At 59.5% G+C, this 21,244-nt stretch carries 18 protein-coding genes; 10 read left to right on the plus strand and 8 right to left on the minus strand.

Annotation, left to right across the window (positions count from 1 at the left end; all coding sequences use genetic code 11):
* Window positions 1-25: 25 nt before the first annotated feature.
* The 5 genes from PFY00_RS09905 to PFY00_RS09925 all read right to left on the minus strand — a co-directional run bounded on the left by PFY00_RS09905 (window position 26) and on the right by PFY00_RS09925 (window position 7,008).
* Entirely contained in the window at window positions 26-3,052 is a 3,027-nt protein-coding gene (locus tag PFY00_RS09905) for an error-prone DNA polymerase (RefSeq protein ID WP_271432398.1), read from the minus strand.
* 104 nt (window positions 3,053-3,156) lie between these two features.
* On the minus strand, window positions 3,157-4,065 hold the full coding sequence (locus PFY00_RS09910) for a metal ABC transporter permease (RefSeq protein WP_271432399.1): 909 nt from the start codon (window positions 4,063-4,065) through the stop codon (window positions 3,157-3,159).
* Window positions 4,062-5,261 (minus strand): metal ABC transporter permease, encoded by a 1,200-nt coding sequence (locus PFY00_RS09915; protein WP_271432936.1) that lies wholly within the window; start codon window positions 5,259-5,261, stop codon window positions 4,062-4,064. The genes PFY00_RS09910 and PFY00_RS09915 overlap by 4 nt, the downstream gene beginning before the upstream one ends.
* Entirely contained in the window at window positions 5,261-6,052 is a 792-nt protein-coding gene (locus tag PFY00_RS09920; protein WP_271432400.1) for a metal ABC transporter ATP-binding protein, read from the minus strand. Before PFY00_RS09920 ends, PFY00_RS09915 begins: the two co-directional genes overlap by 1 nt.
* Entirely contained in the window at window positions 6,049-7,008 is a 960-nt protein-coding gene (locus PFY00_RS09925; RefSeq protein WP_271432401.1) for a metal ABC transporter solute-binding protein, Zn/Mn family, read from the minus strand. Before PFY00_RS09925 ends, PFY00_RS09920 begins: the two co-directional genes overlap by 4 nt.
* A 156-nt stretch (window positions 7,009-7,164) precedes the next feature.
* On the opposite strand from PFY00_RS09925, the gene deoC reads away from it, so the two are divergent.
* From deoC to PFY00_RS09940, 3 genes are read left to right on the plus strand one after another with little or no spacing between them, the layout of a single operon-like run.
* The gene (deoC, locus tag PFY00_RS09930) at window positions 7,165-8,178 is read left to right on the plus strand and encodes a deoxyribose-phosphate aldolase (RefSeq protein WP_408648457.1); all 1,014 of its coding nucleotides are present in this window, start codon (window positions 7,165-7,167) and stop codon (window positions 8,176-8,178) included.
* A 3-nt stretch (window positions 8,179-8,181) separates the two neighbouring features.
* A complete protein-coding gene (locus PFY00_RS09935; RefSeq protein ID WP_271432402.1) occupies window positions 8,182-8,475 on the plus strand; it encodes a hypothetical protein in 294 nt (97 codons plus the stop codon).
* Window positions 8,472-10,805, plus strand: coding sequence for an aldehyde dehydrogenase family protein (locus PFY00_RS09940; RefSeq protein WP_271432403.1), 2,334 nt, complete (start codon window positions 8,472-8,474; stop codon window positions 10,803-10,805). Before PFY00_RS09935 ends, PFY00_RS09940 begins: the two co-directional genes overlap by 4 nt.
* Here PFY00_RS09940 and PFY00_RS09945 read toward each other — a convergent pair.
* A complete protein-coding gene (locus PFY00_RS09945) occupies window positions 10,802-11,017 on the minus strand; it encodes a helix-turn-helix domain-containing protein (RefSeq protein WP_271432404.1) in 216 nt (71 codons plus the stop codon). The two genes, PFY00_RS09940 and PFY00_RS09945, sit on opposite strands and share 4 nt — an antisense overlap.
* Window positions 11,017-11,550 carry a DUF2975 domain-containing protein gene (locus tag PFY00_RS09950; protein ID WP_271432405.1) on the minus strand — a complete coding sequence of 178 codons (534 nt, stop codon included), beginning with the start codon at window positions 11,548-11,550 and terminating at the stop codon, window positions 11,017-11,019. The genes PFY00_RS09945 and PFY00_RS09950 overlap by 1 nt, the downstream gene beginning before the upstream one ends.
* Window positions 11,551-11,623: 73 nt before the next feature.
* Here PFY00_RS09950 and PFY00_RS09955 point away from each other — a divergent pair, with 73 nt between their 5' ends.
* The 3 genes from PFY00_RS09955 (at window position 11,624) to rlmH (ending at window position 13,155) form a co-directional block, all read left to right on the plus strand.
* Entirely contained in the window at window positions 11,624-12,175 is a 552-nt protein-coding gene (locus PFY00_RS09955; protein WP_271432406.1) for a hypothetical protein, read from the plus strand.
* Window positions 12,176-12,327: 152 nt separating this feature from the next.
* Entirely contained in the window at window positions 12,328-12,684 is a 357-nt protein-coding gene (gene rsfS, locus PFY00_RS09960) for a ribosome silencing factor (RefSeq protein ID WP_333908206.1), read from the plus strand.
* Window positions 12,685-13,155, plus strand: coding sequence for a 23S rRNA (pseudouridine(1915)-N(3))-methyltransferase RlmH (gene rlmH / locus PFY00_RS09965; protein WP_271432407.1), 471 nt, complete (start codon window positions 12,685-12,687; stop codon window positions 13,153-13,155).
* 81 nt (window positions 13,156-13,236) lie between these two features.
* On the opposite strand, the gene PFY00_RS09970 is transcribed toward rlmH, so the two are convergent.
* A complete protein-coding gene (locus tag PFY00_RS09970) occupies window positions 13,237-14,040 on the minus strand; it encodes an undecaprenyl-diphosphate phosphatase (RefSeq protein WP_271432408.1) in 804 nt (267 codons plus the stop codon).
* A 237-nt stretch (window positions 14,041-14,277) separates the two neighbouring features.
* Here PFY00_RS09970 and PFY00_RS09975 point away from each other — a divergent pair, with 237 nt between their 5' ends.
* From PFY00_RS09975 to gltB, 4 genes are all read left to right on the plus strand, one after another.
* Window positions 14,278-15,726, plus strand: coding sequence for an NAD(P)-dependent oxidoreductase (locus PFY00_RS09975; protein WP_271432409.1), 1,449 nt, complete (start codon window positions 14,278-14,280; stop codon window positions 15,724-15,726).
* Window positions 15,727-15,831: 105 nt separating this feature from the next.
* Window positions 15,832-16,239: a GFA family protein gene (locus PFY00_RS09980; protein ID WP_271432410.1), complete on the plus strand. Its 408-nt coding sequence runs from the start codon at window positions 15,832-15,834 to the stop codon at window positions 16,237-16,239.
* A complete protein-coding gene (locus PFY00_RS09985) occupies window positions 16,236-16,655 on the plus strand; it encodes a GFA family protein (protein ID WP_271432411.1) in 420 nt (139 codons plus the stop codon). Before PFY00_RS09980 ends, PFY00_RS09985 begins: the two co-directional genes overlap by 4 nt.
* Window positions 16,652-21,193 carry a glutamate synthase large subunit gene (gltB, locus tag PFY00_RS09990; RefSeq protein ID WP_271432412.1) on the plus strand — a complete coding sequence of 1,514 codons (4,542 nt, stop codon included), beginning with the start codon at window positions 16,652-16,654 and terminating at the stop codon, window positions 21,191-21,193. Before PFY00_RS09985 ends, gltB begins: the two co-directional genes overlap by 4 nt.
* Window positions 21,194-21,244: the final 51 nt, after the last annotated feature.

A 21,244-nucleotide genomic window follows, 5' to 3' on the forward strand; every position in this document is an offset into this window, starting at 1 on the left:
GGCTCGCATGATGTGGGCGTTTCCGTCAATCCAGACTGACCCGTGTCATCAGCTTTGCAACCTTGTGTTTCTTTGTGCTGGAAATATCCCGGGGGTGAATGGTGGCATGGCCGCCAGAGGGGGCAGAGCCCCCTGACGGGCCCGCCGCAGGCGAAGGCGTGAGCGTACCGCGAAGCAGTGCCAAAGGATGTTTGCGCAGTGTCAGCCGCAGGGCGACATAGTCTTCGACCACCTGTTCGCCTTCTGTCATCAACGGCAGGTGGGCGGCGGGTTCGTCAATGGCTTCGCCATCCAGATCCAGCGCGAACAACGGCAATTCTGGCCCGTTGCTGAGTGCCTTGGCATCCCACAATGCATTGCGACGAGGCAGATCCAGCGCAGCAAAGACATCAGCTTCCGCCAAGCGCTGCAGGACTTGAGGGCCCAGTCCCGCACGGCGCCAGACATCGCGCACGGATTGATAGCCATTGCCCCGGGCCGCTGTCAGCCATTGGGCGTCTTCTTCACGCAGCCCCTTGATCTGACGAAACCCGAGCCGCAGCGCGAGGCCGCCGTCTTCATCGGGTTCCATCACATTGTCCCAGAAGCTGGCATTGATGCAGACAGGTCTGACCTGAACGCCATGTTCCTTGGCATCGCGTACGATCTGCGCAGGGGCGTAGAATCCCATGGGCTGGGCATTGAGCAGGGCGCAGGCAAAGACACCGGGATGATGGCACTTGATCCATGCGCTGGCGTAGACCAGCAATGCAAAGCTGGCCGCATGGCTTTCTGGAAACCCGTAAGATCCGAACCCTTCGATCTGGGAAAAACAGCGCTGCGCAAAATCTTCGTCGTAGCCGTTGGCGCGCATGCCCTTGAGGAACAGGGTCCTGAACTCTGACACGTTGCCGTGTTTCTTGAAGGTGGCAAGAGACCGCCGCAACCGGTCGGCCTGATCAGGCGTAAAGCCGGCGCCAACGATGGCGATCTGCATGGCCTGTTCCTGAAACAGGGGTACCCCCAGTGTCTTGCCGAGCACCGCGCCCAAGGCGTCTGATGGAAAGCTGACCTCTTCTTCGCCGTTGCGGCGCCGAATGTAGGGGTGGACCATATCGCCCTGAATGGGCCCCGGGCGAATAATGGCGACTTCTATGACTAGATCATAAAAGCAGCGTGGCTTCATGCGCGGAAGAAAGTTCATCTGCGCGCGGCTCTCGACCTGAAAGACGCCGATGCTGTCGGCCTTGCAGAGCATGTCATAGACCCTTGGGTCCTCTTGGGGCAGGCTGGCAAGGCTGTAGCGCTGGCCGTGGTGCTGGGCCAGCAGGTCAAAGGCCTTGCGGATACAGGTGAGCATACCAAGGCTCAGAACATCGACCTTGAGAATGCCGAGGCTGTCGATGTCATCCTTGTCCCAGCAAATGACGGTCCGCCCCTCCATCGTGGCATTCTCGATGGGGACCAATTCGTCCAGCCGGCCTTCGGTGACGATAAAGCCGCCGACGTGTTGGGACAGATGGCGCGGAAAACCGACGATTTCGTAAATCAGCTGCATGGTCAGTTGTAGCCTGCGATCTGTGGGGTCCAGACCGATTTCAGCCATGCGTTCGGCTTCCAGCCCCTTGGTCGAGAAAAATCCCCAAAGTTGGCTGGAGAGCGCGCCGATGGTGTCCTGCGTGAGCCCCATGGCGGCGCCGACCTCGCGGATGGCACGCTTGCCACGATAGTGGATCACCGTGGCGCAAAGGCCTGCGCGATGGCGCCCGTAGGTTTCATAAATATGCTGGATCACCTCTTCGCGGCGTTCGTGTTCAAAATCCACGTCGATGTCTGGGGGCTCATCCCGTGCCTCGGAGACGAAGCGTTCGAACACCATGGTGCCGATCTCAGGACTGACCGAGGTCACGCCAAGGCAATAACAGACCACTGAATTGGCGGCGCTCCCCCGGCCCTGACACAGAATATCACGGGACCGGGCAAAGGCCACGATGTCGCGTACCGTCAGGAAATAGGGCTCGTATGCCAGCTTGGCGATAAGCTGAAGCTCATGCTCCAGCATGGCACGGACCCGTTCGGGCGCGCCGTATGGATAGCGCCAGTCCAGCCCTTCGTAGGCCAGTCGGGCAAGGCGCTGAGACGCTGTTTCACCGGCCGCGATTTCGGAAGGGTATTCATATCGCAGGCTGCCCAGATCGAATGTGCAGGATTTGGCCAGCCGGGCGGCATGGTCTACCGCCTCGGCATGGGGGCCGAGTATCTGGCGCATTTCGGCCTCGGGGCGCAGGCGTTGTTCGCTGTTGGTCAAGGCTGCGCGCCCCAGCTGATCCACGCGGCACCCCCGGCGGATGGCCGTTACGACATCGGCCAGCCGGCGACGACGGCCGTGATGCATACGCGGCGCTGCGCTTGCAACGGTTGGGATTTTCAGATGGCGCGCCAAAGTGGCGTGCCGGTCAAACCGGATACGATCCTGCCCGTCATAACAAGGGCTGAGCGCGAGATGCATAATCTGGCCAAAGCGGCGCGTCAGCTGTTGCGCCTGTGCGAACCACGGGCCCGCGCCGGGCGGCGGATCGAGCGCTTTTGGCGGATGCAGGATCAGCTGCAGGCCCTGCATGTCATCTGGCAGATCCCCAAGGCTGAGATCGCAATGACCCTTTGCTGACCTGAGCCGTCCTTTGGAAATCAAACGTGTCAGACAGGCCCAGCCCTGACGCGTGGCGGCAAGGGCGGTCATCTCGACGCCTTCGATAAAGACCAGCCGCGCCGCCGGGATCAGGCGCGGGATGTTCCGGATGTCGGCGCCGGGTTGTGGTGCTGGGGGTGCCATGCCAGCCGGCAGGGGCGGCCCGATAATGCCATGCTCTGCTTCCAGCTTGGCGCGCTCTCTGACCTGGCGGGCAATCTCCTTTGCCTTGGTGTAGGCGCGCACGATCCCGGCCACAGAATTTTCATCGGCAATGGCAACGGCAGAGAGCCCCAGCAGACCGGCACGTTCCATGTATTCCTCGGGGTGAGAGGCCCCGGTGAGAAAAGTGAAGTTGGAGGTGGCGCAAAGCTCGGCGAACATTTCAAAGAGTATAGTTCTTGTTTTGTTCTTGTTCGAGTCTTTCCTTTTGAAAAGCGATCACAGGGCCACAATCGAGCAAAATACGAAACGCAAAATTTGATGGGCTATGCTCTGCGATGAGGTCCGAATAGGGCTGCCAGCGCAAGGATCAGACCCGAGATCGTCGCAATCATGCCCGCGGCTGAAACCGAGGCCGAATAGCCCAGCCAAATCGGCCCGTATCCGGCCAGAACATAACCAAGGACAGCGCTCAGCACGGCGAAAGCCAGTGACCAGGCCACCTGCGTGCCAAGGCGGTTGGTCATAAGCCGTGCGGCCGCAGGCGGGCAGATGAACATGGCAATCACGATGATCGAACCCACAGCGTCAAAGGCCGCCACAGCCGCAAGCGCAGCCATGATCACGATGCCCATGCCTATCAAACCGGTCGGCCAGCCAAGACTCTGGGCAAAGCCTTCATCAAAGCTGGTTGCCTTGAGGGGGCGCCAGAACAACCAGGTTGCGAGACCAACAACCGCAAAGGCCAGCGCCATGCGCCACAGTTCAGGCGGCAACAAAGCCAGTGCAGCAGGGTCAATCAGCGATTGCCATCCAACAGCATCCAGCCAAATCAGGCTTTCGAGATTGCCGTAGAGCGCATGCTCTACATCCAGATGAACCGAAGATGTATCGGACTGTTCCAGCAACAGGACGCCGCCGGCAAACATGGCCGTAAAGATCACACCCATCGCTGCGCCGGATTCAACGCGGCCCAACCGACGGATAGCCTCGATTGCGACAACGGCCACAACAGCCGCCGCCGCAGCGCCCACCATCATGGGCAGCGCTGCAACGGTGCCCGTCAGCAGGAAGGCCACGACAATGCCCGGCAAAACCACATGGCTGATTGCGTCGCCAATCAACGACTGGCGGCGCAATAACAGAAAGTTGCCCGGCAAAGCGCAGGCCATGGCCGCCAAAACACCGATGACAATCGGCGGAAGGGACAGAGCGACAAACTCGTAGCCCATCATGATACCGCCTTTGGTCCGAGCTGTGCATCAAGCGCTGCAATCTGATCGGCGGTCAGAACCTCGGCAATGCGAGTGAGCCCGTCATCGCGAATGGCTAGTTCCGAGAGCGTCTGGCTGCGGCGCAGTTCCTGCCAAAGGGCTTCGTCATGCAGCAACTGCGATGCTTCCTTGCGGCCTTCGAGCGTGGGTACGCCATCCGCCTGCATCATGCCTGCACGGCGCAGCAATCGGCGTGTGAAACCTTCGTAGATGGCCTGATTTCTGGCCAATGCCAAAAGCCCCTGTCGGATGTGAACCTGCTTTTGCAGGCGGCGGTGCCGGAGCGCCATGGCCAGCAGGCCGCGTCCGGGTGCAAGCAGCAAGGAAAGGACGAAAAGAGCGAAACTGGTCAGCACGATGATCGGGCCGGTGGGCAGGGCGGGTGCCGTGGCCGATGCGGCTGCGCCGATATAGCCGGAAAGCCCGCCGAAGAGTGCCGACAACCCGACCACTTTGACCGCATTTTCTGACCAGAACCGGGCGGCAACGGGCGGAATGATCAACATGGCCACAATCAAGATCAGCCCGACCACCTTCAGCCCGACAACCGTGATGCCGAGTACCAGCACCATCAAGGCCATATCAAAGCGGTGCGTATTGATACCCCGGACTGCCGCGTAGCCGGGATCAAAGGCGGTGATCAGCAAAGGCCGCCGCATGTAAAGCGTGGCCAACAGAACCACTAAGCTGCCTACGGCGATCAGAATTGCATCACTGCGCAGCATGCCCGCCGTTGAACCTAGCAAAAATCCTTCGAGCCCGGCTTGTCGGCCTGCGGACATGTTTTGAACGACTGTCAGCAATACGATGCCAAAGCCAAAGAACACGGAAAGAACAGCGCCAATCGCGGCATCTTCGGACAGGCGTGTGGTGCGGGTCAGCCAGTTTGTGACCCACAGCCCGACAAGCGCGGATCCCGCCGATCCAAGCAGCAATCCCCCCAACGCCCGGCCATCCCCGCCCAGAGCGACCATGCCGATGAACGCCAAGACCAAACCCGGCAATGTCGCGTGACTGATCGCGTCAGACACAAGGGCGCGTTTGCGCAAATAAAGAAAGGCCCCGACAGCCCCGGCTGCAAACCCAAGCATCGTTGCACCCAACGTGACCAACGCGGCGTTGTAGCCAAGCTGAAAGGTTAGTGCGTCCAGCATGATCAGCCTGTTTGCGCCGCGATCAGGCCATCAGACAGGCGTCCGCCATAGGCCGCCTGAAGGGCATCTTGTGTAAAGGCCTCAGATACGGGGCCTTCGCCCAGACGGCGGCGGTTGATCAAAAAGACGTTGTCAAAATAGGTGTCGACCGTGGACAGATCGTGATGCACGGCGACGACCGTTTTTCCTTCGTCCTTGAGAGACTTCAAAACGGTGATGATTGCTTCTTCGGTGGCAGCATCTACACCGGCAAAGGGTTCATCCAGCAAGAACAGGTCCGCATGCTGCGCCAAGGCGCGTGCCAAAAACACGCGCTGTTGCTGGCCGCCAGACAATTGTCCGATCTGTCGGTCGGCGAAATCCTGCATGCCAACACGGGTCAGGCAGGCCATTGCGCGCGCGATGTGTTGCGGGCGAACACGGCGGAGCAGGCCGAGTTCCGCATAAAGCCCCATGAGAACCACATCGAGCACCTGTGTCGGGAAATCCCAATCAACGCTGGCCCTTTGCGGGACATAGGCAACCCGGTTGCGATTGCGCGCCAGATCATCACCCCAATAAGTGATCTGCCCGGCCAAGGGGTTCACAATACCAAGGGATGCTTTCAACAGCGTCGACTTGCCTGCCCCGTTCGGCCCGATGATTGCGGTCATTGCACCGGGCGCAACGGTCATGTCGACTGAAAACACCACTGGTTCGGCACCGTAGGCAACGGTCAGTCCCCGCAAGGCCAAAGGCGCGGTGTCTACGCCGTCTTGGTCGGCTGGTCCTGTGGGTGCGACTTGCAAGCTCATAGTCCTGCCGCCAGTTTGCCGTTCATACCCTGTGGCGGAACATCTGCACCAAGTGCCCGGGCAATCACCGTGCTGTTGTGATCGATCATACCAACATAAGTGCCTTCGTACGTGCCGGGCATACCCATAGCGTCTGAGAAAAGCTCACCGCCAATCGAGACGGTATGGCCGCGGGCCGCAGCCCCTTCGATCAAGGCGCGGATATTGCGGTCAGAGACCGAGCTTTCGACAAACACAGCACTGATCTTGCGCGTGACCAGCATGTCGACCAGTGTGCCAATGCGCTGCAGGCCGGCTTCGGATTCAGTAGATATGCCTTGAATGCCTTCGACCTCGAACCCGTAGGCCTGTCCGAAATAGGCAAAGGCGTCGTGGGCGGTAACCAGAACGCGAGCCTGTTCAGGGATCATGGCCAGCGTGTCGCGGGCATAGTTCCCAACGGTCTCGATCTCGCTCAAATAAGCCTGTGCATTGACCGCAAACCGATCGGCTTTTTCCGGCGCAGCCTGCTGCATTGCCACAAGGGTTTCGCGAACAGCGTGCTGCCATAGTCCCGGAACCATCCAGATGTGCGGATCGGCTTTGCCTGCATAATCGGCATGACGGATCAGTTCAGACTTTGGTGTGCCCTCGGCCACGGCCACCACGGTTGTGCGCCGGGCCAGCGTTTCCAAAAAGGATTCCAGCTGTGCTTCTAGGTACAGGCCGTTGGAAAGTACCAGATCAGCGCGTGTCATGGCCACGATGTCGGATCGGGTTTGGCGATACGCATGTGGATCAACCCCAGCGCCCATCAGCGCGGTCACCACCGCATCACCGCCACCGATGGCGCGCGCAGCGTCGGCCACCATTCCGGTTGTCGCAACCACCCGTAGGGGGGTGTCTGCCCATGCGGCTGAACCCAAAAGAGGGGCGGCAGCCATGGAGCTGATCAGGGCACGACGGGTCAGGTTCATTTCGGATCTCCGGATTGCTGCTTTTTATATGCGAGTCATTCGCAAGAAGTCAATGTAGTTGCGAGCGATTCGCAAAAAAGATGCCGTCGCGTTGCTGCGACAGCCGCTTGCGCGTCCCCACGCTTGGTGACAGTTTGGCAAATCAGGAGCCGATCAATGAGCCACACAGACACCATGACAGCATTGGAAACGGGACAGCTTCCCCAAGTGAGTGCGACCCACAATCCCGAACCACGCAATCCGGGCATTCCGCTTGATATGGATTGGGTGATGCGGGCGCGGGCGAACCGGTCTGCCATTGAACGCCGGGCGGCCACATTGCCTGGGCGGCGCTCGGTCAAAAAAGAGCATCAGGCTGCATGGCTTGCCCGTGCAATTTCCTGCATCGATTTGACGACTTTGTCGGGGGACGACACGCCTGGGCGCGTTCTGCGCTTGTGCACGAAGGCGCGGAATCCTGTGCGTGCTGATATCCTCGACACGCTGGGTCTGCCCAACCTGACCACCGGCGCAGTCTGTGTTTATCACGACATGATCGGTGATGCTGTCCGAGCGCTGGACGGGACCGGCATCCCGGTCGCCGCCGTCTCGACCGGGTTCCCGGCCGGGCTTTCGCCATTTCATTTGCGCATTGCCGAGATTGAAGAAAGCGTGAAGGCGGGCGCAGAAGAAATCGATATCGTTATTTCGCGCCGCTTGGTGTTGCGTGGTGATTGGCAGGGCCTCTACGACGAGATGGTCGCCTTTCGAAAGGCCTGCGGGCCTGCTCATGTCAAAGCGATCCTTGCGACGGGCGAATTGGGCACCCTGCAAAACGTGGCACGCGCTTCTCTGGTGTGCATGATGGCCGGTGCCGATTTCATCAAGACATCGACAGGCAAGGAAAGCGTCAATGCCACCTTGCCGGTTTCGTTGGTCATGATCCGTGCGATCCGCGACTTTTATGACCGCACCGGGTTCCGGGTGGGGTACAAACCTGCCGGGGGTATTTCCAAAGCCAAAGATGCAGTGACTTATCTGGCCTTGATCAAGGAAGAGCTTGGGGACCGATGGCTGCGCCCCGACCTGTTCCGGTTTGGGGCGTCGTCGCTGTTAGGTGATATTGAACGCCAACTCGAACACCACGTGACCGGAGCCTATTCGGCGTCCTGGCGCCACCCGATAGGCTAGGCGATGCAGAACAACCCATATCTTCTGTTGTTCGGCCTGTTTTTTGCGCTCTATCTGGGCGGCCAGTCCTGGCAAAGACGGCGTGTGAAACGCGCGGCGCGCGATTTGCCGACGCGCATGCAACGCTTGCTTGGTCCGGAGCCGGAATTCGCCCCGCCTGAGGACGTTCCCGAGGCCTTGCAGGATTATGCCAACCTTCATCGTCGCGCCGGGCGCATCAAGCTATGCGTCTGGGGCCTTGCCTTTGTCTGGCTGGCCTACGCCGCCTTCCTTGTCCTGAGAAAGCAGTTTTCATGACCGTCAAAGATATCTTCGAAACCATGGACTATGGCGCAGCCCCAGAGGCTGCGGGTGACGCACTGGCGTGGATCACGGATCAAGGGGCCCGGTTTGGCTGTTTCATCGATGGTGCTTTTGCCGCGCCAGGCGAGACCTTTGAAACCAAAAGCCCGGCCACGGGCGAAGTGTTGGCCGAGATCACGCAGGCAACGCAGGCCGATGTGGATGCGGCGGTCAATGCCGCTCGGCGGGCACAAGGCAAATGGGCGCGACTGGGCGGTAAGGGCCGTGCACGCTATCTCTATGCACTGGCGCGGCTGTTGCAAAAACACGCGCGCCTGTTGGCCGTTCTTGAAACCATGGACAACGGCAAACCGATCCGCGAAGCCCGCGACATTGACGTGCCTCTGGCCCAGCGACATTTTTATCATCACGCCGGCATGGCCCAGCTCATGGATGCCGAACTGCCAGGTCGTGAGGCGCTGGGCGTTTGTGGCCAGATCATTCCATGGAATTTCCCGCTTCTCATGCTGGCGTGGAAGGTCGCCCCGGCTTTGGCGATGGGCAACACGGTGGTCCTGAAGCCTGCGGAATGGACATCTCTTACTGCGTTGTGCTTTGCAGATCTCTGCCGTCAGGCGGGCCTGCCCAAAGGCGTTGTGAATATTGTCACCGGTGACGGCGCAGTGGGCGAGATGATCGTGGCGTCCGACGTCGACAAGATCGCTTTTACCGGCTCGACCGAGGTCGGGCGCAAAATTCGCGCCGCCACCGCGGGGAGGGGCATTCCGCTCACGCTCGAGTTGGGTGGCAAGAGCCCTTATATCGTTTTCGAAGATGCCGATATCGATAGTGCTGTCGAAGGCTTGGTGGATGCGATCTGGTTCAATGGTGGACAGGTTTGCTGCGCCGGTTCGCGCCTTTTGGTTCAGGAGGGCATCAGCGAAGCATTCCACACCAAGCTTCGTGCGAGAATGGACAAATTGCGCATCGGCAATCCTCTCGATAAGAGCATCGACGTAGGTGCGATCGTTGATCCCGAGCAAAAGAACAGGATCGCGGCACTGGTTGATGCATCGGACGGCGTGATACATCGCGCCGCCTGCGCCGTGCCGGACGGGTGTTATTATCCGCCGACCCTGATCACCGGCCTGTCCACTGCGTCGCCCTTGATGCAGGAAGAAGTCTTCGGCCCGGTTTTGGTCTCCACGACGTTCCGCACGCCTGCCGAAGCTGCGGAGGTCGCGAATAACACCCGATATGGTCTTGCTGCTTCGGTTTGGTCCGAGAATATCAATACAGCACTGGACGTCGCCCCCAAGCTGGCCGCCGGTGTGGTCTGGGTGAACGGCACGAACATGTTCGACGCGGCTGCGCCGTTCGGCGGTGTGCGTGAATCCGGGTTTGGCCGTGAAGGCGGATGGGAGGGGCTTCAGGCCTACACCAAACCCGTTGCCAAACCAAAGGCGCTCAAGCCTGTTGCCGCGCTCAAGGGTGAAGATGCAGAGCCACAGCCGGTGGATCGCACTGCCAAGCTGTATATTGGCGGGAAACAGGCACGCCCAGACGGTGGTTATGCCCGCAACATCTTTGACAAGCGTGGGCGTTTGATTGGTCAGGCACCCATTGCCAATCGCAAGGATGTTCGCAACGCCGTAGAAGCCGCGCGCGCTGCAAAAGGTTGGGCCGGGGCCAGTGCCCACAATCGCGCGCAGATCTTGTACTATATCGCCGAAAACCTCGCTGCGCGTGCCGATGAGTTTGCCGCGCGGATCGATCTGACGACCGGTGGTAGCAAAGGCGCTGCCGAAGTTGAGGCTGCCATCAGCCGTCTGTTCACCTATGGCGCTTGGGCCGACAAATTCGATGGACGGGTGGCGCAGGCCCCGATGCGAGGGCTGGCGGTCGCGCTGCGCGAACCATGCGGTGTGATTGCTGCACTTTGCCCCGATGCGTTTCCTTTGCTGGGGCTTGTGTCTTGCATGGCCCCGGCCATCGCCATGGGCAATCGAACGGTGTTGGTCGCGTCAGAGCCGTTCCCGCTGGTGGCAACAGACTTCTATCAGGTGCTCGAAACTTCGGACGTGCCGGCTGGGGTCGTGAACATCTTGACCGGCGCCGCGTCTGAGCTGGCACCAACCCTTGCAAGTCACGTGGACATTGAGGCGGTCTGGTCGTTCTGCGGCGCTGATGTTGCGCAGACGATCGAAGCGGGCGCAGCCGGAAATCTCAAGCGTACTTGGACCGAACGCACAGCACGCGACTGGATGGGGGATGTGGGCGAAGGTCGCGAATTCCTCGAAGCCGCGACCGAGGTCAAGACGGTCTGGGTGCCTTACGGCGCTTAGACCGCATCCTCAGGCAAGGCTTCGAGCAGATCGCCGGGCTGACAGTCAAGCACTTCGCAAATCCGCGCCAGAGTCTCAAAGCGGATGCCTTTGACCTTGCCGGATTTCAGCAGGGATATGTTCTGTTCGGTGATTCCCACCTCGGCTGCCAATTCACGCGATCGCATTTTGCGCCGCGCCAGCATGACGTCCAATCTGACCACGATCTGCATCAAACAAAACTCTCGTTTTCGCGCGCAATCGCGACGGCCTGCGCGATCACCATGCCGATCATCAGCATCATGCCGCCCACAAGGCTGAGCGCGACCAGATGGCTGTCTATGGCAATGGATAGGCTGCGCTGACCTGTGGGCGCGTCGATCGACAACACGAGCGAAACAAACGGTGTATGCAGAACCGCCATAAGCGCACGAACCAGAGTCCAGATGCCAATACCTCGGATGTGCCGCGCGGCCGGAAGGCTCAGGGCCTCACCCTTTGCGTAACAGCCAAATAGCCGGCTCATGTGCCAAAGGATCAACAGGGTCACGGCCAGCTGAAGCAGGCTCGCCCCGATCAAAAGCGCAATAGCGGAAGAGCCGGTCGTCCAGTCACCCGGCGCCTTGGAAATGCTGTCATGGGCCTGCGCAACCAACGCGTCAGGGTCGAACAGGGAATAGGGAATGAGGATCACAAGGGCCAGCATCGTGACCCATGTCATCCACTGAAGTGTCACAGCCCAGTGACGTGTGCGACGAGGAAGCATGTCTAAAAATTCCCTTGCTGCGTGAGTAAAAATTATCGTAACACAATAAAAAAATATTACAAGAGTACGTATCATGATTCGAAAAATGACACTTATTGCGCTACTACTGAGCGGGTGCTCGGCTATCGACCACGCGACCACAGCCATGCTTGAAAGACAAAACCCGCTGACCGCTGATCCGGCGAAATACACCGTCGTGATCGGTCTCCCGCCCGGGCTGGGGCTCGAGCAAAATGGCGCGACCATCGGACTGGACGCGCAATTTCGCGATCAGGCGATCAGTGAAAAGTACCATTTGCGTCAAACCGGATTGTCAGATGGTGGAATTGCTTTGGCTATCAAACCAGAGGACGTGCCAAAGCTGAGGGCGATGCAGGCCAAGGTCGCCGCGTGGGAGCAAGAGTCGCCCGCTGATTCCACTGGCAGTCTGACCGCCATGGTCAGCCCGTGTTACACCGGGTTGCCGGTTCCGGAAAATGGCAAGGTCAGCATTTCGATCCGGACCCGTGAAGGCGGCCCTTTGATGCCGTTGCTTCGCCCTTATTCAGCGCAAAAACTGGTCAAACGGATCGAAACGGATGCGGGTGCGCCTTTGCCACGCTGCGGCACGTCGGTCGAGCGTTGAGAATTCAGCCGGGCGGTGCTATCTTTGGCACGAGCCCGGCGCCGGGGCATCTAGGATGCGGCGCGTATCACAAGGAGGACGATGTCCTGTCTTCGACAGCAAGCGCGGCAGATGCCGCAGGCAAGGGCGCACCCGTAACCGGAATGCCCGCAATGGAATCGACAAGCGAAGAACTGCTTGCCGCTATTTTGGAAGTTCTTTCCGACAACAAGGCCGAAGACGTCGTGCAGATTGATCTGCGCGGTAAGACTTCTGTCTGCGACTACATGGTCGTGTGCTCTGGCCGGTCATCGCGCCAGGTCGCGGCTCTGTCCGACAAGGTCGAGGAAGAGTTGAAGCACAGCCATGGGCTTTTGACCAAGGTTGAGGGCAAAAGCTCGGGCGATTGGGTGCTGATCGACGCAGCGGATGTCGTGGTGCATGTGTTCCGACCCGAAGTGCGCGAGTTCTATCAGCTGGAAAAGATGTGGCTGCCCGCAGGCGATGCGGCCGAACCAGCACCGCAATAAATGCGTGTGCATCTTTGTGTTGTGGGCCGGTTGAGAGCCGGCCCCGAGCGCGATCTGATTGACGACTATTTCAAACGGTTCGACCGGACGGGCCGGGCGCTGAGCCTTGGCCCGGTTTCCGTGCATGAAGTCGAAGACCGAAAAGGCGGCGGCATGGCGGCTGAGGCGGTATTGCTGCGCAAGGCCATTCCCAATGGGGCAACACTCTGCGTGCTGGATGAACGGGGCCGGGTTGAAAGTTCGCCTGAGTTTTCCAAACGTCTGGCCCGATGGCGTGACGATGGGGTTCAGGATCTGGCCTTTGTCATAGGCGGTGCTGACGGGATCGATACGGCGTTACGGTCCGAGGCGGATTTTGCATTGTCCTTCGGCCAGATGGTTTGGCCGCATATGTTGGTCCGTGTAATGCTCAGCGAGCAGCTTTATCGTGCGGCCTCGATTTTGGCGGGCAGTCCGTACCACCGGGTTTGATGGGAGTAGGGGCGCTGCCCCTCTTGGCCGATGGCCAATTCACCCCGGGATATTTCGAGCACAAAGAAGCCTGCAGGGGGATCAGCTGTAGGCAATGACCAGCAGGATGATGCCGAGTATGACGCGATAGATCACGTAGGGTGTGAAGCTCACGGATTTCAGCAGGCGCATCATCAAAGCAAGCGCAGCGAGTGCGGCGACAAAGGCGAAGGCTGCTGCAATCGCGCCGTCGCGTGCTGCCTGGGCATCCATGCGACTGGCCACATCTGCCCCGGCCAAGGCGCCAGCGGCGATGATTGTGGGGATCGACATAAGCATGGCAAGGCGTGCGCCGTCCTGCCGGCTGTAACCCAACTGCCGGGCCGCGGTGATGGTGATGCCTGACCGCGACGTGCCGGGAATAAGCGCAATTGCCTGCCACAGCCCCATGATCAGCGCGTCTTTGAGTGACCAGTCTTTGGCGGTTTTGGTTTGTGGCCCTGTCTGGTCTGCCCAGTAAAGCACAATGCCAAAACCCAGCATGCTCCATCCGATAACAGCAGTGGAGCGCAGGGCATCATCAAAGCCGGACAGTTTCAGTGCCAGCCCGAACAGAATAACCGGAACCGTAGCGATGAGCAGGCAAAGCGCGAGAAATGCGCTGGCCGTATCGACTTTGCCGCGCACCAAACGGGTGCAGCCGTGCAGGGCGACTTTGACATCGGACCAGAAGTACAAAATGACTGCGCCCAGAGTGCCGACATGCACAGCGACATCGATGATGGGTCCCTGGTCCTGCAATCCGGTCAGATTGGGTAGCAGGATCAAATGGCCAGAGGAGGAAACCGGAAGAAATTCGGTAACGCCTTGAATTAAAGCCAGAATAAGCAGGTGCGTGAAGGTCATGGCGGTGGTCCCTGAGCCGTTCCTTTCTGTATAGAGAACTGTGTTCAGGTTGGAAGTTGGAATAACAGTCCGATTCGGTCCTATCATGTGTCGCGCAATTCTAAAAACTGCCGCCTTCGGGTCTTGTGGGGAAAAACTTTTAGAAAAAAGGTAACTCTTGCTGCCCTTTCTTCTGGATTTGTCTGTTTTTCCTGATAAACAACCGCGACACCCGAATCCGCAGACGGAGAATTTTCAATGGCCAAGCAGCCAATGCTCAAGTTCGTGAATGTACCGCGCGAAATGCCGACCAAGCGCGAGGCGACCGAACGCCGTGAAGATTTTAACGAAATTTACGCAGAATACGCGGATGCGAAGGCCAAGGAGCAGGCGAGCCGCTGCAGCCAATGTGGTGTTCCCTACTGTCAGAGCCACTGCCCGCTTCACAACAATATTCCCGACTGGCTTCGCCTGACCGCGGAAGGGCGCCTGCAGGAAGCCTATGAGGTCAGCCAGGCGACCAATACGTTCCCGGAAATCTGTGGCCGTATTTGCCCGCAGGATCGCCTGTGTGAAGGCAACTGCGTGATTGAACAGTCGGACCACGGCACCGTGACCATCGGGTCGGTTGAAAAATACATCACGGACACTGCTTGGGAAGAAGGCTGGGTACAGCCGATCAAGCCGGCTGCCGAGCGTGGCGAAAGCGTTGGCATTATCGGTGCTGGCCCCGGCGGTCTGGCGGCGGCGGATGTTCTGCGCCGTGCCGGCGTTCAGGTGACCGTATACGATCGCTATGACCGTTCAGGCGGTTTGCTGACCTATGGCATTCCGGGCTTCAAACTGGAAAAAGACGTTGTGATGCGTCGCAATGAGCAGCTCGAGCAGGGCGGTGTGCGCTTTGTTCTGAACTGCAATGTCGGCGGCACCGGGCCCAGCGATCTGTCATTTGACGATATCCGTGCCCAGCACGACGCAGTGATCATCGCCACCGGCGTGTATAAAAGCCGCGATCTGGGCGGACCCGGCGCTGGTGCAGAAGGCATCGTGAAAGCACTGGATTATCTGACGGCTTCGAACCGGGCAGCCAACTTTGGCGACAGCGTTCCCGAGTTTGAAAGCGGCGCGCTGAATGCGGAAGGCAAGCGGATCGTTGTGATTGGTGGTGGCGACACGGCGATGGATTGCGTGCGAACCGCGATCCGGCAGGGCGCGACCTCGGTGAAATGTCTCTACCGTCGCGACCGGGCAAATATGCCGGGATCGCAGCGCGAAGTTCAGAATGCCGAAGAGGAAGGTGTCCAGTTTGAGTGGCTCACCGCGCCGGTCGGTTTCAAAGGTGATCCGGTAAACGCGGTCGTGGTTCAGCGCATGCGTCTGGGTTTGCCTGACGCGACGGGCCGCCAGAGTCCGGAAGTGATTGAGGGTTCGGATTACGACGAACCTGCGGATCTGGTCATCAAAGCGCTGGGCTTTGAGCCGGAAGAGCTTCCGAACCTTTGGGGGCAGCCCGAGTTGGCCGTGACCCGCTGGGGCACCGTCAAAGCCGAGTTCACAACGGGCCGGACGGACATGGATGGGGTGTACGCGATTGGCGACATCGTTCGGGGTGCTTCCCTTGTGGTATGGGCAATCCGCGACGGCCGTGACTGTGCCGAGGCCATTCTGGCCGACATCGCCGCCAAGGGTGCTGTGGCGGCTGAATAGGCGCCAAAGCAATTTAGCACAGGGCCTGTAGCACAAAACGCAGGAATGTGTTCCGCCGATCAGTTTGGCTGATCAGACCGAATAACCGCGAGACGGAGGACAGCAATGACACTGACTGGCAACTGCCTCTGTGGTGCAGTGACAGTAACGGCTCAGGCCGAGGCCACACCGCGTCTGCGCGCCTGCCACTGTGATATGTGCCGCCGTCACACCAGCGGTATGTTCGTATCGATTGAAACGGATTCGGCCACGTTCGAAGGGCCGGCGCAGTCTTTCCGATCTTCTGAGTGGGCCGAGAGAGGCTTTTGTGGCACCTGCGGCTCAACGCTCTGGTATGGAACCGTCGCTGACAGTGCGCGGCACCTTTCGGCCGGACTATTTGACAATGCCGGTGGCGGCGAGATGAAGATCGAGTTCTTTGTTGATCAGTGCCCGCAGGGTTATGCGTTGTCGGGTTCTCATAGAAAGATGACAGCCGCCGAGACTGCGACGTTGTTCGGGGGTGCCCAATGAGCGTGCTCAAAGGACATTGCCTCTGCGAAGCCGTGCAGATTTCAGTGCAGGATGCGCCCGGTTGGGTTGGTGTGTGCCATTGCGACATGTGCAAACGCTGGTCTGGTGCGGTTTTCGCCTGCTTCCCGGCGTCTGAGTTCGAAGTCGATGGGCCTGTGGCGGAACATGCGTCTTCGCCCAAATCGTTCCGTGCGTTTTGTGGCCGCTGCGGTAGCCATCTTTACATGCGCGACGAAGGCCGCGCCGAGCGCGATTTCATGCCGGGCCTTTTTGCCGAGGCCAGAGACTGGCCGCTCAAGTCCGAAATTTACACTGACCGCGCCCTGTGTTGGGCAGGTCTGCCCGGGGATCACAACCGGGCAACACAAGCTGAATACCAAGCAAAATATCCATCCCCAATGGGAGAGCCATCATGACCAAGTTCGATGCAAACTGGGCTGCCAATGAGGCGGCCAAGCGCAAGTGGATGTCCGAAAACGGCCTGTACCATGAAACCGAAGAGCATAGCTCGTGCGGGGTCGGGCTCGTTGTGTCCATTGACGGCAAACCGTCGCGCAAAGTGGTCGAGAACGGCATTGCAGCGCTCAAGGCCGTCTGGCACCGAGGCGCTGTCGATGCAGACGGCAAGACAGGCGACGGCGCGGGCATTCATGTGCAGATCCCGGTCGCGTTTTTCTATGACCAGATCGAACGCACGGGCCACACACCGCGCAAGGATGAGTTGATGGCCGTGGGGCAGGTGTTCCTGCCGCGGACGGATCATGGCGCACAGGAAACCTGCCGGACCATCGTGGAATCCGAGGTTCTTCGCATGGGCTATTACATTTACGGCTGGCGTCACGTGCCGGTCGAGGTTGCCTGCTTGGGCGAAAAGGCCAATGCCACCCGTCCAGAAATCGAGCAGATCCTGATTTCGAACGCGAAGGGTGTGGACGAGGAAACCTTCGAACGCGAACTCTATGTCATCCGTCGCCGTATTGAAAAGGCAGCGGCTTCGGCCGGTATTGGCGAGCTTTACATGGCCAGCCTGTCCTGTCGTTCGATCATCTACAAAGGCATGATGCTGGCCGAGCAGGTATCGGAGTTCTATCCGGATCTGCAAGACGAGCGTTTCGAAAGCGCGTTCGCGATTTACCACCAGCGCTATTCGACCAACACCTTCCCGCAGTGGTGGCTGGCACAGCCGTTCCGGATGCTGGCTCACAACGGTGAGATCAACACGCTGAAGGGCAACGTCAACTGGATGAAGAGCCATGAAATCCGCATGGCGTCGGGTGCCTTTGGCGACATGGCCGAAGACATCAAGCCCATCGTGCCGAACGGCTCGTCCGACTCGGCGGCTCTGGATTCCGTGTTCGAGGTTCTGGTCCGTGCCGGGCGCAATGCACCCATGGCCAAGACCATGTTGGTACCCGAGTCGTGGTCGAAGCAGGCGGTGGAACTGCCGCAGGCATGGCGCGACATGTATTCCTACTGCAACTCTGTCATGGAACCTTGGGATGGCCCCGCCGCTCTGGCGATGACCGATGGCCGCTGGGTCTGTGGCGGCCTGGACCGCAATGGCCTGCGCCCGATGCGCTATGTCGTCACCGGTGACAACCTGCTGATCGCGGGTTCCGAGGCTGGCATGGTGCCAATCGAAGAAGCTACCGTACGTGAAAAAGGCGCGCTTGGCCCCGGTCAGATGATCGCCGTAGACATGAAAGACGGTGGTCTGTTCCATGATGTAGAGATCAAGGACAAGCTGGCCGCGGCCCAGCCGTTTGGCGAATGGGTTGGTAAGATCAACGAACTCGACGAGGCCCTTGCCGCCGTCACTGAAAAGCCGATGTTCGAAGGCGCAGAACTGCGCCGTCGCCAGATTGCGGCTGGCTACTCGATTGAAGAGCTGGAACAGATTCTGGCTCCGATGGCCGAGGATGGCAAAGAGACACTGGCATCCATGGGCGACGACACACCTTCGGCTGTTTTGTCGAAAAAGTATCGCCCGCTGAGCCATTATTTCCGCCAGAACTTTAGTCAGGTCACGAACCCACCGATCGACTCGCTTCGGGAATTCCGGGTGATGAGTCTCAAGACCCGGTTCGGGAACCTCAAGAACGTGCTGGATGAGTCCAGCGCGCAAACCGAGATCCTGGTGCTCGACAGTCCCTTTGTCGGCAACGCGCAGTTCGAGGAATTGCAGGCGCAGTTCAACGCGACCTGCGTGACCATTGACTGTACGTTTGACGCGGACGCAGGGCAGGGCGCTCTGGCCGAAGCGTTGACCCGTATTCGGACCGAAGCAGAGGATGCCGTGCGTTCGGGTAGCGGTCATATCGTGCTGACTGACGAACTCTGCGGCGAGGATCGGGTTGCGATGCCCATGATCCTTGCGACCAGCGCCGTGCACAGCCATCTGACACGCAAGGGTCTTCGGACGTTCTGCAGCCTGAATGTGCGCAGCGCTGAATGCATCGATCCGCATTACTTTGCCGTGCTGATCGGCGCAGGTGCTACGGTGGTCAACGCCTATCTGGCTGAAGACAGCCTTGCCGATCGTATCAGCCGCGGTCTGCTCGACCTGTCCCTGACAGAGGCCGTCGCAAAGTATCGCGAGGCGGTGGATCAGGGCCTGCTCAAGATCATGTCCAAGATGGGGATTTCGGTAATCTCTTCCTATCGCGGTGGTCTGAACTTTGAAGCTGTGGGCCTGAGCCGTGCGATGTGTGCGGAATTCTTCCCGGGTATGACCAGCCGGATTTCCGGCATTGGTCTGAACGGTCTGCAGCGCAAGGCCGAAGACGTACATGCCCTCGGTTTCCGTGGCGGTCGCGACGTTCTGCCGATTGGCGGTTTCTACAAGGCGCGCAAGACAGGCGAGACACATGCTTGGGGCGCACAGACGATGCACCTGATGCAGTCGGCCTGTGATCGTGCAAGCTTTGAAATGTGGAAAACATACTCCAAGGCGATGCAGGCCAATCCGCCGATCCATCTGCGCGATCTGCTGGCAATCAAACCTTTGGGAGACGCCATCCCACTCGAAGAGGTGGAAAGCATCACTTCGATCCGCAAGCGTTTCGTAACACCGGGCATGTCGCTGGGCGCTTTGTCGCCCGAAGCGCACAAGACCCTGAACGTGGCTATGAACCGGATTGGTGCCAAGTCAGACAGTGGCGAGGGCGGCGAGGATCCGGCACACTTTGTGCCTGAGCCGAACGGTGACAATCCTTCGGCCAAGATCAAGCAGGTTGCGTCGGGTCGCTTCGGTGTAACCGCCGAGTACCTGAACCACTGTGAAGAGCTTGAGATCAAGGTTGCTCAGGGCGCCAAGCCCGGTGAGGGTGGTCAGCTGCCCGGCATGAAGGTCACCGACCTGATTGCCCGTCTGCGCCATTCGACCAAGGGCGTGACATTGATCAGCCCGCCGCCGCACCACGATATCTATTCCATCGAGGATCTGGCGCAGCTGATTTACGATCTCAAGCAGATCAACCCGCGCTGCAAGGTGACGGTCAAGCTGGTTGCTTCTTCGGGCGTTGGCACGATTGCCGCTGGTGTGGCCAAGGCCAAGGCCGATGTGATCCTGATATCGGGCCACAACGGTGGTACCGGTGCATCGCCTGCGACGTCGATCAAATATGCGGGCTTGCCGTGGGAAATGGGTCTGACCGAGGCGCATCAGGTTCTGGCGATGAACAACCTGCGTTCGCGTGTAACCTTGCGGACGGACGGTGGTTTGCGCACCGGCCGGGACATTGTCATGGCCGCCATGATGGGCGCCGAAGAATACGGCATCGGCACCGCTGCTCTGATCGCCATGGGCTGCATCATGGTACGCCAGTGCCAGTCCAACACCTGCCCCGTGGGTGTGTGTACGCAGGACGAAGCGCTGCGCGGCAAGTTCACCGGAAACGCGGACAAGGTGGTGAACCTGATCACCTTCTACGCTCAGGAAGTGCGTGAGCTGCTGGCATCGATCGGGGCGCGATCTTTGGATGATGTGATCGGCCGTGCCGATCTGCTGAGCCAGGTCAGCCGTGGGTCCGAGCATCTGGATGATCTGGACCTGAACCCACTGCTGATCCGCGTCGATGGCGCCGAGAACATCGTCTATGATCGTGACCGTGCCCGTAACGCTGTGCCGGACACGCTGGACGCTGAGATCGTGCGCGACGCTGCCCGCTTCCTTCAGGATGGTGAAAAGATGCAGCTGTCCTACGCGGTACAGAACACCCACCGCACCGTGGGCACGCGGGTGTCCAGCCACATTGTTCAGCAGTTTGGTATGCGCAATGCACTCCAGCCCGATCACCTGCACGTCAAACTGACGGGCAGCGCTGGTCAATCTCTGGGGGCCTTTGCCGCGCCGGGGCTCAAGCTGGAAGTGTCTGGCGATGCCAATGACTACGTGGCCAAGGGTTTGTCCGGCGGTCTGGTCGTCGTGCGTCCGCCGCAGGTCAGCCCGCTAAAGGCGGAAGACAACACCATCATCGGCAACACTGTGCTTTACGGTGCAACCGATGGCCATCTTTTTGCGGCTGGTCGCGCGGGTGAACGCTTTGCGGTTCGCAACTCGGGTGCCAAAGTGGTTGTTGAAGGCTGCGGCTCGAACGGTTGCGAATACATGACCGGCGGTGTGGCTGTGATCCTCGGCTCCATTGGTGCCAACTTTGGTGCTGGCATGACGGGCGGCATGGCCTATCTCTATGATCCAGACGGCCAGTCCGGCGCGCTGATGAACATGGAAAGCCTCGTGACCTGTCCGGTTGTAACGCCCGAGTGGGAAGCGCAGCTGAAAGGTCTGATCGAAGCCCATGTGGCCGAGACCGGCAGCCGCAAGGCACAGGACATCCTGCAGCATTGGGACATTGAAAAAGCGAATTTTGTTCAGGTCTGTCCAAAAGAAATGCTGGACAAGATTCCGCATCCTCTGGGCATCGAAACGGATCTGGCTGTACCCGCAGAGTAAAGCCACATCACGAGCAAAACAGTCACAGGGCTGGACCTTTGGTCCGGCCCT

It is taken from the genome of Thalassococcus lentus, assembly GCF_028023555.1.
GTDB classification, from domain to species: domain Bacteria; phylum Pseudomonadota; class Alphaproteobacteria; order Rhodobacterales; family Rhodobacteraceae; genus Thalassococcus_A; species Thalassococcus_A lentus.

Coding starts and splice junctions, on each gene's coding strand:
- rsfS (WP_333908206.1), top strand. CDS start 12,328: ATGGAATCGACAAGCGAAGAACTGCTTGCCGCTATTTTGGAAGTTCTT.
- PFY00_RS09935 (WP_271432402.1), top strand. CDS start 8,182: ATGCAGAACAACCCATATCTTCTGTTGTTCGGCCTGTTTTTTGCGCTC.
- PFY00_RS09910 (WP_271432399.1), bottom strand. CDS start 4,065: ATGATGGGCTACGAGTTTGTCGCTCTGTCCCTTCCGCCGATTGTCATC.
- rlmH (WP_271432407.1), top strand. CDS start 12,685: ATGCGTGTGCATCTTTGTGTTGTGGGCCGGTTGAGAGCCGGCCCCGAG.
- PFY00_RS09945 (WP_271432404.1), bottom strand. CDS start 11,017: ATGCAGATCGTGGTCAGATTGGACGTCATGCTGGCGCGGCGCAAAATG.
- PFY00_RS09980 (WP_271432410.1), top strand. CDS start 15,832: ATGACACTGACTGGCAACTGCCTCTGTGGTGCAGTGACAGTAACGGCT.
- deoC (WP_408648457.1), top strand. CDS start 7,165: ATGAGCCACACAGACACCATGACAGCATTGGAAACGGGACAGCTTCCC.
- gltB (WP_271432412.1), top strand. CDS start 16,652: ATGACCAAGTTCGATGCAAACTGGGCTGCCAATGAGGCGGCCAAGCGC.
- PFY00_RS09970 (WP_271432408.1), bottom strand. CDS start 14,040: ATGACCTTCACGCACCTGCTTATTCTGGCTTTAATTCAAGGCGTTACC.
- PFY00_RS09920 (WP_271432400.1), bottom strand. CDS start 6,052: ATGAGCTTGCAAGTCGCACCCACAGGACCAGCCGACCAAGACGGCGTA.
- PFY00_RS09925 (WP_271432401.1), bottom strand. CDS start 7,008: ATGAACCTGACCCGTCGTGCCCTGATCAGCTCCATGGCTGCCGCCCCT.
- PFY00_RS09940 (WP_271432403.1), top strand. CDS start 8,472: ATGACCGTCAAAGATATCTTCGAAACCATGGACTATGGCGCAGCCCCA.
- PFY00_RS09955 (WP_271432406.1), top strand. CDS start 11,624: ATGATTCGAAAAATGACACTTATTGCGCTACTACTGAGCGGGTGCTCG.
- PFY00_RS09950 (WP_271432405.1), bottom strand. CDS start 11,550: ATGCTTCCTCGTCGCACACGTCACTGGGCTGTGACACTTCAGTGGATG.
- PFY00_RS09985 (WP_271432411.1), top strand. CDS start 16,236: ATGAGCGTGCTCAAAGGACATTGCCTCTGCGAAGCCGTGCAGATTTCA.
- PFY00_RS09975 (WP_271432409.1), top strand. CDS start 14,278: ATGGCCAAGCAGCCAATGCTCAAGTTCGTGAATGTACCGCGCGAAATG.
- PFY00_RS09905 (WP_271432398.1), bottom strand. CDS start 3,052: ATGTTCGCCGAGCTTTGCGCCACCTCCAACTTCACTTTTCTCACCGGG.